Origin of the sequence: Candidatus Portiera aleyrodidarum (assembly GCF_902713745.1) — a bacterium.
Taxonomy (GTDB): Bacteria; Pseudomonadota; Gammaproteobacteria; order Johnevansiales; family Johnevansiaceae; genus Portiera; species Portiera aleyrodidarum_D.
The window spans coordinates 39633-55251 of record NZ_CACTJB010000001.1; the positions used below are offsets into that span (position 1 = coordinate 39633).

Consider the following 15619-nt stretch of genomic DNA (forward strand, 5'->3'; position numbering starts at 1 on the left):
AAATGAAATATATAATAAAAAATCTTATAGTTATAGTTTTAATATTTATAAGTGGAGCTTTTATGAGTTTTATAGAGCGTAGGGCTTTAGGTTTATGGCAAGATAGATATGGTCCTAATCGAGTGGGGTATTTTGGACTTTTTCAATTTCTAGCTGATGTTATTAAGATTATATTTAAAGAAGATTGGATTCCACCTTTTTCAGATAATATATTGTTTTTTTTATCACCTATTATTTCTTTAATTACAATAATTTTGTCTTTTATTATATTACCATTCAATAATGAAACTGATATAAATAATGTAGGAATATTATTTTTTTTAGCGATGGGTGGTATTAATGTGTATTCGATTCTGTTTTCTGGATATTCAAGTTGTAATAAATATGCTTTAATAGGAGCTATTAGAGCTTCAGCTCAATCAATTTCTTATGAGGTGTTTATAGGTCTTTCTTTAATGGGTATAGTTTCTATTTCAGGATCATTTAATATTATAAATATAATTGAGTATCAAAAGGTTCATTTCTGGTTTTTAATGTCTCAAACAATAGGTTTTATTACTTTTTTTATTTCAGGTATTTGTTTAACTCATAGACATCCTTTTGATCAACCAGAAGCAGAACAAGAATTGTCAGATGGTTATCATATAGAATATTCAGGAATGAAATGGGGCATGTTTTTTATTAGCGAATATGTTAATATTATTTTTATTTCTATTTTAATTGTAAATTTCTTTTTTGGTGGGTATTATATTGGCTCAAGTTTATATTTATTATTTTTGTTTATTATTAAAACCTTCTTCTTTATTATTTTATTTCTTATTATTCGTGCTTCTCAACCAAGACCAAAATATTATCAAGTAATGAAATTTGGATGGCAATATTGTTTACCTTTGAATTTAATAAATTTACTATTAACCGGTATAATAATTTTATTGTACAATACATAATAATAATATGATAAGAAAATTAATAACTTCAATTTTTAGCATTTTTCGTACTGTTTATATAATATTTTTACATTCTTTTAAAAAAAGAGCTACATTACAATATCCGGAAGAAACTGTATATCTCTCACCGCGTTATAGAGGTCGTATTGTATTAACTAGAGATAAGAAAGGTAAAGAACGATGTGTGGCTTGCAATCTTTGTGCTGTGGTATGTCCTGTTGATTGTATATGTTTACAAAAAGGTGAACGTAAAGATGGAAGCTGGTATCCTTTATTTTTTAGAATTAATTTTTCACGGTGTATTTTTTGTGGATTATGCGAAGAAGCTTGTCCAACTTCAGCAATACAATTAACTCCGGATTTTGAGTTAGGAGAATATAAACGTAAAGATTTAGTTTATGAGAAAGAAGATTTATTAATTTTCGGTTCAGGAAAAGATCATTATTATAATTTCTCTGAAGTTACAGGAATATCTATTTTTGGTAAAGGCAAAGGATTTGGTAAAAAAGAAAAAAAACCAATTAATGTAAAATCATTAATAATTTAAAAAAAGGTTTGTTTAGTTGTGTTATTTTATATCTCAGCAATAATTGCAATATTTTCCACATTAAACGTTATTAGCAGTAAAAATATTATACACGCTTTATTAAATTTTATTATATCATTGATTACTATTTCTATGATATTTTTTTTGATTGGAGCAAATTTTGCTGGAGTATTAGAAATTATTATTTATGCGGGGGCGATAATGGTCTTATTTGTATTTATAGTAATGATGTTACTTAACCCTATAAAAAATAATTTAAGTTTTATTAAGTGTAAAAATTGGATAATTCCATCTATAATTACAATAACTTTATTAGGTTTATTGTTAATAACTATTATAAAATATGGTTTAAATAATCGTAATATGTTAGTAGTGAGTAATATACCCCACACACCACATCCTTTTAGTGTTTTATTATTTACTACTTATTTAATTACTGTCGAACTATCAGCTACAATTTTATTAACAGCTTTAATTATTACTTCTTATTTAGGACGTAAATAATGATTTTAATTCCAACAGATTATGTTTTAATATTATCTTTTATTTTATTTTTAATAGGTGTCTTAGGCATTTTAATTCGTCGTAATATAATTTTTATATTTATGTGTTTAGAAATAATGTTAAATTCTGCCGCTTTTGTTTTTGTTATATCTGGCGAATTTTGGGGACAGCCCGATGGGCAAATTATGTTTATTTTAATTATGACATTAGCAGCATCTGAAATAAGTATTGGACTGGCTTTATTAATTCAAATACAAAAATATTTTAAAAGTTTAGATATAGACAAAATTAGTAGGTTAAAAGGATGAATAAGATATTATTTTTTATTTGTTTCTTTCCTTTAATTAGTACAATAATACTAGCTATTTTTAGAAAAATGTCAAGAATATTGGTTCTTATTATTGGGGTTGGATCAATAGGTGTTTCTACAATATTTACAATATTACTAGCATTTAATTATTATTTAAAACCTAATCCTTTTTTAGAACATTTATATAATTGGATTAGTATATATGATTTAACAATTAATGTTAATTTTTATATTGACGGTTTGTCAATAATAATGATTTGTATAGTAAATGGAATAGGATTATTAATTCATTTATTTTCTACTTGGTATATGCAAGAAAGCTTAAAATATAAGAAAGATTATTTATTGTCTAGATTTTTTGTGTATATGAATTTCTTTATGTTTAATATGTTGATCTTAATTTTAGGAGATAATTTAATTTTATTATTATTAGGGTGGGAAGGTGTAGGTTTATGTTCATATTTATTAATTAGTTATTATTATCGTCTCAATAATAATGTTATTTCTGGGTTTAAAGCTTTTATTATTACAAGAATAGGAGATTTATTTTTTTTAATAGGTATATTTTTAATATGGAATCAATTTAATACTTTAGACATTCAAAAACTTTTAAATAAAGTATCTTTATTAAATAATAGTAAATTTTTTATATATGAAGTTATTGCTTTTATGTTTATGCTTGGTGCAATAAGTAAATCAGCACAAATTCCTTTACATACTTGGTTGCTTGATGCTATGGCAGGACCCACTCCTGTTTCTGCATTAATTCATGCAGCAACTATGATCACTTCTGGTGTGTATTTAATAATTAGAACACATTTATTATTTGAAATTGCACCAATAACCCTTAATACAATCGGCATTATTGGAACAATTACTTTATTATTAGCAGGTATCTCTGCGTTAACTCAAAACAATATTAAACGTATTTTGGCTTGTTCCACTCTGAGTCAAGTAGGTTATATGTTTTTAGCTATAGGACTTAAAGCATGGCATGCTGCTATATTTCATGTTATGACACATGCTTTTTTTAAAGCTTTATTATTTATATCAGCTGGTTCTTTAATAATTAGTTGTAAACACGAACAAAATATATTTAAAATTAGAACAAGATTTTTATCTTTATCTAAAAAAATAAGAATAAAATATTATTTTTGTTTTATTATAGGTGGTTCAGCTTTATCAGCATTGCCTCTTGTTACTGCTGGTTTTTATTCAAAAGAAACAATTATTTTGTTATCTTTTATTAGTTTCTGCAATATCTTTTGGATATTAGGTTTATTTGGTGCGTTTCTAACATCTATTTATACATTTCGTACTATATTTATCATTTTTAATAAAAATAAAAATAAGTTTATTTTTTATTTTAATAACCAAAAAAAAGTAATATATAATTTATCACATAATTTACCATTATTAATTTTCATAACATTATCTACTTATTTAGGTTCTTTAATAAAAATGCCTATGCAAAATGAATTTAAAATGTATAATATAGAAATAGAAATAGGTTTTAATATTATTTCTTCAATAATTGTCATTTATGGTATAACCATAGCGGCTAAAATATTTTTATTTTCTAATATTTATTACATGGATATAATTGAAGTTATTTTAGGAAAATTAGTTCGAAATATTATTTATGATATTGGAGGGTTTGATTGGGTATATATTAATTTCTTAATTAAACCTTATGTATATTTAGTTAGGATAAATAAATTTGATTGTATTACTTTAATAATTGATAATATAATTAAAGTAATTTTATTTTTTTATACGGTAATAACAAAACTACAGAATGGCAAATTAAGTTTTTATTTAACAATCTGTATTGTTGGTATTAATTTTATAATAATTACATTATTAATGAGTAATATTTTATGATATTGTTATGGTTTTTATTATTACCTTTTTTAGGTGGGTTAGTATCTTTAAGTTTGGAAAAAATTAATAGAAAATACTCACGTTTTTCAGCTCTTTTTACTATGATTATACTGTTAGTTTTCTCCATATACTTTTATTTTTTAAATTTTAATACAAACAATATAGTTATAGTAAAATACCGGACATTATGGATTGAGAGATTTGGTATCTCTCTTAATTTAGCAGTAGATGGTATATCTTTAAGTATGGTGTTATTAACAGTATTTTTAGGTTTATTATCAATTCTTTGTTCATTTAAAGAAATTAATAAATGTATTGGATTATTTTATTTTAATTTATTTTGGATATTAGGTTCAGTTATTGGTGTGTTTCTTGCAATGGATCTTTTTTTATTTTTATTTTTTTGGGAAATAATGATCTTTCCAATGTATTTTATAATGTATATCTGGGGAAATGCATATAAAGAAAAAATAGCTATTAAATTTTTTATTTATTCTCAACTTTCAGGGTTAGTGTTAATCATTACAATATTAACTTTAGTAGTTAGTAATTTTTATGTTACTGGCAATTTTATTTTTGATTTTCAGCAATTAGTAAATACACAAATAGAGGACAAGTTAGGATTTATATTAATGTTAGGTTTTTTTATCTCTTTCGCAATAAAATTACCCGTCGTTCCTTTACATAATTGGTTACCAGATGTTATGGCAAAAAATCCTAAATATGGGAGCTTGGATTTAATAGGTATTTTGATAAAAACAGCAGCTTATGGATTATTAAGATTTAATTTATGTTTATTCCCCAAACAATCACTTTTATTTGCACCTTACGCAATGATACTTGGTATTATTAGCATATATTATGGTGCAATTTTGGCTTTTTCTCAAATAAATATTAAAAGATTAATGGCTTATTCTAGCATAAGTCATATGGGATATGTTTTACTAGCTATTTTTTCAAGTAATATTTTATCATTACAAGGCGCTATTATATTTGTTATTTCAAATACCTTAACTTCTGCAGGTTTAATAATAATAAGTGGATTACTTTATGAACGACTAAATACATTTGATATACGTTTTATGGGAGGATTATTTGGTAAAATAGGAGCTATTCCAGGTTTTGCATTAGTATTAACGCTAGCGCTTTTGGGTTTACCTGGAACTGGCAATTTTATTGGGGAATTTTTAATTTTATTAGGTAATTTTAAATTTTTTCCAAAATTAACTATATTTTCTAGTTTAGGTTTAATATTAACAGCTATATATTCGTTAAATTTAATACACAAAGTATATTATGGAAAAAGAAAAAGAAAAAGAAAAAGAAAAATAAATATATTCTTAAGCATAAGCGAAGTAAATATTTTAAGTATAATTTTGTTCATAATATTTATTATTGGTTTGTATCCACAAATATTTTTTGATATATCAATTAAATCTATAACAAAAATTGCACAAAAAACAATGTTTTTTTATTAAAAAATGATTAAGAATTTACAAATATTACCTATTCTTTTTTTATTTATAACATTAATAATATTAATTATTACTATATCAGTTTATCGTAAAAATTTTATTATATTTTTAATTACTATAATAGGGTTATTAATTTCATTATTATCTATTTTATGTATTAAACCTACTTTAATTTATCCCTTAATATTAATGGATAATTATTCATTATTTTATACGTTTTTAATTTTAATTTCAGCTTTATATTGTTCGATTTTTTATTATACATATTTTAATAAGCATGAAGAAGTTTATATGTTATTAGTGTGTTCAACTATTGGCGCTATATTATTAGTTTTTAGCATCCATATGACAACTTTATTTATTGGTTTAGAATTAATGTCTATCGCTTTATATGGTTTAATAGTTTATTTATGCAATGTTCCTGATAATGATTCAAAAGTTTTGGAGTCAGGAATAAAATATATGGTCCTTTCTTCTATGGCATCTTGTTTTTTATTATTTGGTATGGCTTTATTATATTTTTATTATGGAAATTTATCGTTTACTAATTATTATTTTAAAATAGATAATAACATTGCAATATGGACAATAATAGGAATTGTATTAATTTTAATTAGTTTAGGTTTTAAATTATCTATTATACCGTTTCACATATATACGCCAGATCTTTTTGAAGGTGCTATTGCCCCAATCACAGCTTTTATTGCTACTGTTACTAAAATTTCCGTGTTTGTAGCCTTACTACGTTTGTTAATGATTTTACCCACGTTAAATAATTTTTTGAATAATGTAATTACTATAATTTCTAGTATTACAATAATATTTGGTAATATTTTGGCGCTTAAACAAACTAATTTTAAACGTATATTAGGTTATTCATCAATAGCTAATTTTGGGTATTTGCTTACAGTTATTATAGCAATGCAAATGCATCATAGTAAATTTATACTTGAAACAATAAATATTTACTTATTAAGTTATACTTTAACAACTTTAGGGATTTTTGGTGCGATAAGCATAATAAATAATGAAAATTTATCTTATTATAAAGGTTTATTTTGGATTAAGCCAGATTTAACGATTATTTTAACTATTATGCTTTTATCTTTAGCGGGTTTGCCTTTAACCGTGGGCTTTATAGGAAAAGTTTATATAATTTTAACTGCAATAAATTATCAATTATGGTTTATACTTATTTCTATATTTTTAGGAAATTCTATAGGAATTTATTATTATTTAAGAATTATTTCTTATTTATTTATGAATGTAAACAGTACAAATTTTAATGCCTATAAAAAATCTTTTGTTTATTATTTTGTTATATTTTTATCATTAATTATATTATTATTTGGAATAATGCCACAAAATTTAATATCTTTAATAAGAATCTTTAGTTAAGAGAAGAAATGCTACTAAGCTAAAGCTAAAGCTAAAGCTAAATCTAAATCTAAATCTAAGTCAAGATTGTTTTGGGTATTTTGATTAATATAATATAAGTTGTTGCTTTAATAAAATTTAAGTTTGTTTGTATTGAGTTAGTGTTAGTGTTGGTGTGGTGTGGTGTGAGTTGCTTTTCTTTGAGTTGTATTTGAGTTGCTTTAATATAATATAATATAAGTTGTTATGTAATGTAATGTTGTGTTGAGATGAGATGTGTTGAAGTGAAGTGAAGTGAAGTGTGTTGTGTTATTATGTGTTGAGATGAGATGAGATGAGTTGAGATGAAGTGTTATGTTATGTGTTGTGTAAGGTGTTGTGTAATGTTATGTTATGTTAAGGTGTTGTGTTGTGTTGTGTTATTATGTGTAAGGTTAAGGTTAAGTTAAGTTAAGTTAAGTTGAGTTAGTATTGTATTGTATTGTATTGTGTTGTGTTGAAGTGTTATGTTATGTTATGTTATGTTATGTGTTGTAGTGTAAGTTGTTGTGTTAGTTTCTTTTCTTTGAGTGTGAGTGTGAGTGTGAGTTTGAGTTTTCTTTTCTTTTCTTTTCTTTGACTTTGACTTTGACTTTGAGTTTGAGTGTGAGTGTGAGTGTGAGTTGAAGTTACGTTTTTTGTGTTGTGTTATGTTATGTAATGTGTGAGTTTCTTTTCTTTTCTTTTGAGTGTTGAGATGAGATGAGTTGGTGTTATGTTTTGTAATGTGTGAGTTGCTTTAATATAATATAATATAAGTTGGTGTTCTGTTCTGAAGTGTTATGTTATGTTATGTTCTGTTCTTTTCTTTTCTTTTGAGTTGATGTTGAGATGAATTGTAGTTGTAGTTGTAGTTGATGTTGATGTTGATGTTGAATTGAATTTCTTTTCTTTGAGTTTTAAATTGTTTTGTTTTGTTTTGTTTTCTTTTCTTTGAGTGTGAGTGTGAGTGTGAGTTTGAGTTACGTTTTTTTTCTTGTGTTGTGTTATGTTATGTAATGTGTGAGTTGCTTTAATATAATATAATATAAGTTGGTGTTCTTTTGAGTTGATGTTGAGATGAATTGTTGTTCTTTTGAGATGATATGATATGTTGTAAGTTGTTGTTGTTGTTGAATTGAATTGAAACGAATTGAATTGATATGATATGAATTGAAGTCTTTTGAATTGAATTGAGATGAGATGATTTGATTTTATTTTATTTTATTTTATTTGTTTTAAATTGTTTTGTTTTGTTTTGTTTTGTTTTGTTTTGTTTTAAGTTATGTTATGTTATGTTATGTTATGTTATGTTGTTATGAAGTCTTTTGTTTTGAAGTGAAGTGATTTGTAATGATTTGAATTCTTTTGAAATGAAATGAAATGAATTGAGTTGAGTTGAGTTGAGTTGATTTAATTTGATTTAAATTGTTTTGACTTGACTTGTTTTAAGTTATGTTGTTATGAATTGACTTGATATGTTTTGATATGTTTTAAATTAAATTAAATTGTTTTAAGTTGTTTTGACTTGACTTGACTTGATATGAAGTGTTTTAAATTAAATTGTTTTAACTTAAGTTGTGATGTTTTAAATTGTTTTTATTTGTTCTGTTCTGTTCTGTTCTGAAGTGTTATGTTATGTTATGTTATGTTATGTTCTGTTCTTTTATTTTCTTTTATTTGTTTTAAATTGTTTTGACTTGACTTGACTTTTTTTGACTTGATATGTTTTGATATGTTTTAAATTAAATTAAATTAAATTGTTTTGAAGTGTTTTAAATTGTTTTAAGTTGTTTTAAGTTGATATGAAGTGGTATGTTTTGTAATGAATTGAAACGAATTGAGTTGAGTTGAGTTGATTTAAATTGTTTTAAATTGTTTTGACTTGACTTGACTTGACTTTTTTTGACTTGATATGTTTTGATATGTTTTAAATTAAATTAAATTTTTTTAAGTTGTTTTAAATTGTTTTGAAATGTTTTAAGTTATGTTGTTTTGACTTTTTTTGACTTTTTTTGAAGTGTTTTGATTTGATTTGATTTGAAACGATATGTTATTTTCTTTTCTTTGTTTTGTTTTGTTTTTTATTTGAGTTAGTGTTGGTGTGAGTTACTTTAAGTTAGTATTGTATTGTGTTAGTTGGGATTAAGTTATTTTGTAATGTAATGTAATGTAATGTAATGTTTTGTAATGGTGTAGAAGTGTTTAGTGGTGTTATTTTGTGTGGTGTGTAATGGTTTGTAATAGTTTAGTGGTGTTATGTTAAGTTAATGTAATGCTTTGTAATGTAATGGATTGTAATGTAATGTAATGTAATGTAATTTAATTTATATTATATTAATTTAATTTAATGTTGTAAGGTGTTGTGTTGTGTTGTTTAAGTTGTGTTGTTATGGTCTGTTTTGTAGTGTGTTTTTTTTGGGGTTGATAGTTTCAAATAACTAATATATAGAAATACCTTTATATCTTTTAAATTAAATTAAATGTCATTTTTATCCTATTAATCTTTTAAGATATTTTTTAGCACGTAATGCTGCAGATCTTACTTGATTAGGAGATGTGTCACCAATATGATTCCGTGCATTAACAGAACCTTCTAAGGTGAATACTTCTAAAATTTCTTCATCAATTTTAATTTTAGAAGAAAATTGCCGTAATTTTTCTATATATTTAGAAAAAAAGTTGTTTTTGTTTTTGTTTTTTAGTCCATAATAATAAACTTCATGACCAACGATAGAATGAGCATCACGAAGAGGAACTCCACGTTTTACTAAATAATCAGCAAATTCTGTGGCTGTTGAATAATTACATAAAGCTGATAAATACATTTTTTGTGGTTTAATTATTAAACTTTTAAGGCTTTTAAGAAAATACTCAATACAATTTATTACTGTTTTAGCAGTATCAAATAAAGGTTCTTTATCGTTATAGTCTTCGTCTTTATTATCTTTATTATAGGCTAAGGCTAATAATGGTTGTGATTTCATTGACATCAATAGATTTAATAAATTTCCAAATATACGACCAGTTTTAACTTTAATGTATTCAGGAATATTATTAAAAATTTTTTTTTGAGGCATAATTGAAGAAGTAGAAGAGTAAGAACAAGAACAAGAACCAGAACCAGAACCAGAACCAGAAACTTTTACTAAACCTAACACCTTTGGTAAACCTGAAACTAAACCTGTACATAAATAATCTGGTAATTCTATAAAGTCAAAATGTAAACTTGTCCATAGCATTAATTTTTCACACATTCTAGATAAATGCATTAATAAAATACTTGAAAATGATGTAAATTCAATTGCAAAATCTCTATCACTTATTGCATCTGCATCTAAAGAATTATCTGTTATATGATCAAAACCTAACAAGTCTTTAATTATCTCATGGTTAATTGAATATGTAGTTCCAATAAAAACCGCTGCTTCTGCTTCTACTATTTTTATTTTTTGTCCTACTTTTTTTTTTAAAGCTAAAGGTAATACATTAATTCTTTTACGACATTCTAAAATACGTAAATGATCTCTCAATATCATGTCATGCCAAGCTAATATATGATGTCCAAAAGTTGTAATAGGTTGTGCTATCTGTACGTTAGTAAATCCAGGCATGATAGTATCTGATTCACTAATAGCTAAGTTTATTAAAATTTTTCTTAATTTAGTTATTTTTAGTTTAATTTTATCTATTTTATATCTTAAATAAAGACGAATAGCTATAGAAATTTGATTATTGCGTGACCTACTATTATATAGTTTTTTTCCAATATTTCCTATTTTGTTGATTAAATTTGTTTCTATGTTTAAGTGAATATCTTCAAAATTAATAAACCAATTTATTTTTTTATTGTTTTTATCTTTTTCAATTTTTTTTAATCCTTTAATCATTAATTTGCTTTCTTTGAAATTTAATATTCCTACAATTTCTAACATTTTTGTATATGCTATAGAAACTTTGATATCATGCAAATAAAGACAAAGACAAAGACGAAGACGAAAATCAAAATCAAAATCAAAATCAAAATTTAAATCTAAATCTCTTGAAATAGAAAAGTTTTTTACTAATTTAGTTTTAGTATCCGTGGATTTTTTTAATTGTCCACTCCATGGTTTTTTTAAGTTATTAAAGTTTTTCATGTTTTTCCTTTTTTTATAATATAAAATTAATTTAATTAGCCGGAGTAGCTCAAGTTGGTAGAGCATCGCATTCGTAATGCGAAGGTAATAGGTTCAATTCCTATCTTCGGTAAATTATTTATTTTAGGTGGAGGTGTAAATTAAATTACTTTTTCCTTTATCAGTTCACTTTTTAAATAAGCATAATACATAGGAGCTGCTATTAAACCTGAAAAACCAAATGCAGCATCAAAAAATAACATAGCAAATAATAATTCCCACGAATTTGAATTAATACGAAAACCTATAATACGAGCATTTAAAAAATATTCTAATTTATGAATGGCTATTAAATAAGTCAGTACTAGTACAGCCACCCAAAAAGATACTGAAAGTGATACAATAAAAATTAATATATTAGAAATAAGATTTCCAATTAAAGGAATTAACCCTATTATAAATGTAATCAATATTAACGTTTTTGTTAAAGGTATGTAAACATTAAAAAATGGGACACAAAATAACAAAAAAATAGCACTTAATAACGTATTAACTAAAGATATTTTAAGTTGTGCAAAAACTACATTATGAAAAGCGTTACTTAAAATCATAGATCTTTGTAATAAAGCATTAGTAAAAGGAGTAAGGGATTTTATATCATGAATATCTTGTACCGCAATAATAGCACCTAAAACCATACCTGATAATAATGTAAAAAAAATATGTATAGCTCCTCTACAAAATATTTGAAGTTCGTTCACATGTTTATATAGCCATTTATTTAAAATTTGACTTAATTCGTCTGCACTTTCTGGAAAATAAATTACAATATTATGTGGTAATTGATGTCTAGCGTTATCAAAAATTAACATAAATCTTTGAAGAAATTTATCAGGTGTTTTAATTTCCTGTAAAATTAAACTAATAACTGTAAAAAAAAATATACTTAAAATACTAATTATAGTGGTTCCTAATAAAACCACTGAAATAAATCTTGCTTTATTTACTGGGATTATTTTTTGTAAAACAGGTGTAATGGCATTAACTAATTCAAATACAAATAAACCAGATAATAAACATGGTAAAAGATGCAAAGGAAAGATTAATAACAAACCCATAAAAAAAAATAACAAACTTGTAACAGTAATTTTACTAATTTTAAACATATAAATGTTCCTAAATCTAAATAGTTAAACTTTAAAATAAAGAGGGTAATTTTTTCTTATAAAGAGAAACTAAAATATTTCTGAAATTTTTAGGCACTTTATGTTTAGGTATTAAATTAAAAATAAAAATCTTTGTGACTAATAAACGAGTAATCCAATATCTCAAAGCTGTTACACGTAACACAAAAGAAAAAGAAAAAGAAAAAGAAAAAGACAAAGACAAAGGAAAAGGAAAAGGAAAAGGAAAATGAAAATGAAAATGAAAATACAAAGGCCAAAGCCAAATACAAATATATAATTCTTCATTTCTAAAAGGAAACACAAACACAAACACAAAAGCAAAAGGCAAATGCAAATGCAAAAAATGCCGTTCAATTTCAATAATATAATTATTTAATATTGCTTTATATTTGTCTTCTATAATATCACCATATTTTTCCCTACCCCAATCATTTAATAAAATTGATAAATCAAATATTAAATCCCAATCCACTGCCACTGCCACTGTGCATCCATTATAAAAATCGATTAAACCACAAAGTTTGTTACCATAAAATAATGTGTTATCTCTGAATAAATCACTATGAATAATACCTTGTCCTTGTGGTAATTTTTTTACTAAATGTTTCTGTTTTTGAGGTGTTTTTGATTTTTTTTTTAATAAATATACTTGATAAAACATTAACTTTTGATCTTTTTTATTTAAAAAAGAGATCACTTTATAATAATTTAAAATAATCCAATTATTATCTCTTAAATTTTGTTTTTTTTTAAAATTTTTAGAACTTGAATGTATTCTACCTAAAGTTTTACCAATTATAGAACATTGTTCCACATTATAAATTGTAGGATGTACACCACCTAATTTATGAGAAAATAAAACATTTTTACCAGATAAGTTTTTTATTATTTTCTTATTTTTAGAATTTAAAGTAATTGTAACTGTAAAACAATGTACATAAAGAAAACTTAATAAATCTATATAATAATTTACTTCCTTGTATGTGCCTTGTTCAAATAATGTTAATACCTTTACTGTTTTCGTTTTCTTTTTCTTTTTCTCCTGCTCTGCTTCTGTCTCCTTTTCTCTTTTAATAAAATAAGTTGAATTTTCTGTACCTTTTTTTACTTTTTTAAGTCTTCTTATTTTTCCCTTAAAACTTTTTAAAAATAAACTTACTTGTGGTTTTTTATTTCATTTAATACCGCCATACATACCCCTAATCTATTTTTTTTGCTATAAATTTAATAGTTTCAATTAAATAATTCATTTGTTGAATAGTACCTATAGAAATGCGTATATATTTTTTAATATGATTAAAATACCTTAATAAGATCCCATGCTTGCGTAATTTACTAAACATTTTTTTTGCTGTTATATTTGTTTGGGGTTTCTTTTGTTTATGCTTTGGTTTTGGTTTAACTAAAATAAAATTAGCTTTAGATGGTAAAACGGTAAAACCAAAGTCTTTTAATTGTTTTGATAACTTTTCACGTATATAAATAATAAAATTACAATTTTGTTTTAAATAATTAATGTCTTTAATTGCTTCAATAGCTATTAATTCACTAATAACATCAACAGGATATGAATTAAATGAATTTTTTACTTTTTCTAATCCTTTTATTAAATAAGTAGAACCTATGGCAAAACCAATTCTTATCCCAGCTAAACTATAAGCTTTTGATAAAGTATTTACAATTAATAAATTTTTATATTTTTTTATCAATGGGATAGCACTTTCCGAACCAAAATTAATATATGCTTCATCAATCAAAACTACATATTCCTTATGTAAATCAAGAAACTTAGTAACTTCTATATAAGAGATTGCATGACCCGTAGGTGTGTTAGGGTTAGCAAATATTACACCTCCATTACGTACATTCATTTTATTTAAATTTATTTCTAAATTTTTTTGCAAGGGTATTGTTTTATAATTGATATTATACAATTTACAATAAACTGGATAAAAGCTATAAGTTAGTGCCGGCATTATTAATGGTATTTTTTGATTAAAAAAAGTCATAAAAGCTAAAGCTAATACTTCATCTGAACCATTCCCAATGAAAATTTGTTCATATTTAACATTATATATTTTTGCAATAGCTTTTCTAAGTTTACTAGTTGATGGATCAGGATAAAGTCTTAAATTATAATAATTAAAAGTTTTTAATAAATTATTTATTTTAGGAGTAGGAGGGTAAGGATTTTCATTTGTATTTAATTTTATCATTTTTTTATATGGTTGTTCGCCTGGTATATATGGGTTTAATTTCTTAATTTTATAACTCATTCTCATTTTATATTACCTTAAAATCTAACAGAAATTCCTTTTTTTGCCATATACTTTTTAGCTTTCTGAATAGTATAATCCCCAAAATGAAATATACTAGCAGCTAAAACAGCATCTGCTTTACCTTTTTTTATACCATCAACAAAATGATTTAAATTACCAACTCCTCCTGAAGCAATAATTGGTATATTTACTTTTGAGCTAATATTTTTAATAAGTTTAATATCAAAGCCACTTTTAGTTCCATCTCTATCAATGCTAGTTATTAACAATTCACCTGCTCCATATTTTACCATTTTACAAGCCCAATCAATTGCACTAAGCCCACTAGATTTTCTTCCTCCATATGTTAATATTTCCCAATATTCTTTTTTTTTTCTTTTTCTTTTTCTTTTAGCATCTAACGCAACTACTATACATTGACTTCCAAATTTATCAGATGCTTCTCGTACTATATTAGGATTTAACACAGCTTCAGTATTTATTGAAACTTTATCTGCGCCTGCATTAAGTAAATCTCTTATATTTTTACAATTTTTTATTCCACCTCCAACAGTTAAAGGTATAAAAATTTCCTTTGCTATTTTATTGACTATTTCGAGTATATTATTTTTCCCACTATAACTTGCATTAATATCTAATAATGCAATTTCATCTGCATTTTGTTCGTTATAAAATTTAGCAATTTCTAAAGGATCGCCTGCACAGCGAATATTTTCAAAGTTAATGCCTTTTACTACTTTACCACAATCAATATCCAAGCATGGAATAATGCGTTTAGATAAACTCATATAAAATAACAACCTAATTTTTTTTAATTATTTAAAATTAATAGTGCTTTTGCTTTTAACAAATCTATTTAACGTTCATAAAAGCAAAAGCACTACCTAAATAAAAGTACCTATTATAATTTTTTATATGTTTTTTTATAAATATTACACTAAATCAATCAAAATATTATTTAATCTCCTGTTGT

12 protein-coding genes and 1 tRNA gene are annotated in these 15619 nt (G+C 24.3%); 8 read left to right on the forward strand and 5 right to left on the reverse strand.

The features are described from left to right. Positions 1-2: 2 nt before the first annotated feature. From nuoH to H7S46_RS00195, 7 genes are read left to right on the forward strand one after another with little or no spacing between them, the layout of a single operon-like run. Positions 3-947, forward strand: coding sequence for an NADH-quinone oxidoreductase subunit NuoH (gene nuoH / locus H7S46_RS00165; protein WP_183042842.1), 945 nt, complete (start codon positions 3-5; stop codon positions 945-947). Positions 948-954: 7 nt separating this feature from the next. Then, a complete protein-coding gene (nuoI, locus tag H7S46_RS00170) occupies positions 955-1494 on the forward strand; it encodes an NADH-quinone oxidoreductase subunit NuoI (protein ID WP_183042843.1) in 540 nt (179 codons plus the stop codon). An 18-nt stretch (positions 1495-1512) separates the two neighbouring features. After that, positions 1513-1998, forward strand: a complete 486-nt coding sequence (locus tag H7S46_RS00175) for an NADH-quinone oxidoreductase subunit J family protein (protein ID WP_183042844.1) — start codon at positions 1513-1515, stop codon at positions 1996-1998. Beyond that, on the forward strand, positions 1998-2306 hold the full coding sequence (nuoK, locus tag H7S46_RS00180; RefSeq protein ID WP_183042845.1) for an NADH-quinone oxidoreductase subunit NuoK: 309 nt from the start codon (positions 1998-2000) through the stop codon (positions 2304-2306). Before H7S46_RS00175 ends, nuoK begins: the two co-directional genes overlap by 1 nt. Further along, the gene (gene nuoL / locus H7S46_RS00185; RefSeq protein ID WP_183042846.1) at positions 2303-4192 is read left to right on the forward strand and encodes an NADH-quinone oxidoreductase subunit L; all 1890 of its coding nucleotides are present in this window, start codon (positions 2303-2305) and stop codon (positions 4190-4192) included. Before nuoK ends, nuoL begins: the two co-directional genes overlap by 4 nt. Further along, the gene (locus H7S46_RS00190; protein WP_183042847.1) at positions 4189-5670 is read left to right on the forward strand and encodes a complex I subunit 4 family protein; all 1482 of its coding nucleotides are present in this window, start codon (positions 4189-4191) and stop codon (positions 5668-5670) included. Before nuoL ends, H7S46_RS00190 begins: the two co-directional genes overlap by 4 nt. Positions 5671-5673: 3 nt before the next feature. Next, entirely contained in the window at positions 5674-7065 is a 1392-nt protein-coding gene (locus H7S46_RS00195; protein ID WP_183042848.1) for an NADH-quinone oxidoreductase subunit N, read from the forward strand. A 2489-nt stretch (positions 7066-9554) separates the two neighbouring features. Here H7S46_RS00195 and H7S46_RS00200 read toward each other — a convergent pair. Then, positions 9555-11201 (reverse strand): argininosuccinate lyase, encoded by a 1647-nt coding sequence (locus tag H7S46_RS00200; protein WP_183042849.1) that lies wholly within the window; start codon positions 11199-11201, stop codon positions 9555-9557. A 38-nt stretch (positions 11202-11239) separates the two neighbouring features. On the opposite strand from H7S46_RS00200, the gene H7S46_RS00205 reads away from it, so the two are divergent. Next, positions 11240-11313 (forward strand) — tRNA-Thr (locus H7S46_RS00205). A 28-nt stretch (positions 11314-11341) separates the two neighbouring features. Here H7S46_RS00205 and H7S46_RS00210 read toward each other — a convergent pair. The 4 genes from H7S46_RS00210 to hisF form a co-directional block, all read right to left on the reverse strand. Further along, positions 11342-12346 carry an AI-2E family transporter gene (locus tag H7S46_RS00210; RefSeq protein ID WP_183042850.1) on the reverse strand — a complete coding sequence of 335 codons (1005 nt, stop codon included), beginning with the start codon at positions 12344-12346 and terminating at the stop codon, positions 11342-11344. 31 nt (positions 12347-12377) lie between these two features. After that, the gene (locus H7S46_RS01515) at positions 12378-13493 is read right to left on the reverse strand and encodes a phosphotransferase (protein WP_333782459.1); all 1116 of its coding nucleotides are present in this window, start codon (positions 13491-13493) and stop codon (positions 12378-12380) included. A 73-nt stretch (positions 13494-13566) separates the two neighbouring features. Next, positions 13567-14649, reverse strand: coding sequence for a histidinol-phosphate transaminase (gene hisC / locus H7S46_RS00220; RefSeq protein ID WP_183042852.1), 1083 nt, complete (start codon positions 14647-14649; stop codon positions 13567-13569). Positions 14650-14660: 11 nt separating this feature from the next. Then, complete coding sequence (hisF, locus tag H7S46_RS00225; RefSeq protein WP_183042853.1) at positions 14661-15434, reverse strand: imidazole glycerol phosphate synthase subunit HisF; 774 nt, start codon at positions 15432-15434, stop codon at positions 14661-14663. Between the last annotated feature and the right edge of the window lie 185 nt (positions 15435-15619).